Below are 429 nucleotides of genomic sequence, written 5' to 3' on the forward strand. Positions count from 1 at the left end.
GACGGGCCGGTACTGTCCTAGCTCCGCTCCCGAGGAGATCAGGTCCGCGATCTGCTCGCAGGTGACGAACTCGACGTCCCGCGAGGCGACTTCGTCGAGCCAGTGCTCCAGGGCGAGGAGGCGGTGGCCCCGGCCGATCACCTCGGGGTGCATGGTGACGGTCAGGACACCGTCCTCGAAGTCCCGCACCATGTAGTCCAGGTCCGCCGTCCAGTTGGCGAACATCTCGGCCGGGTCGCGCAGCCCGGGCATGAGACCGGACGGGGTCCGCAGGAACTCCAGGTACGGGAAGTCGTCCAGGCTCCAGGCGACCGGGATCTCCAGCAGACCGGCGGGTTCGCCCCAGCGGACCCCCGAATCGTCCAGGGAGTCCGGCGTGCGGCAGGGGTAGGGGGCGTAGTCGTGGCCCATCAGGCTGCTGTCGTAGGC

At 69.5% G+C, this 429-nt stretch carries 1 pseudogene; it reads right to left on the reverse strand.

The annotated features are described in order from the left end of the window. Nucleotides 1-429, reverse strand: a pseudogene (locus ACWFR4_RS47845) (hypothetical protein); the annotation flags it as partial.

Source organism: Streptomyces sp. NPDC055140, assembly GCF_053607285.1.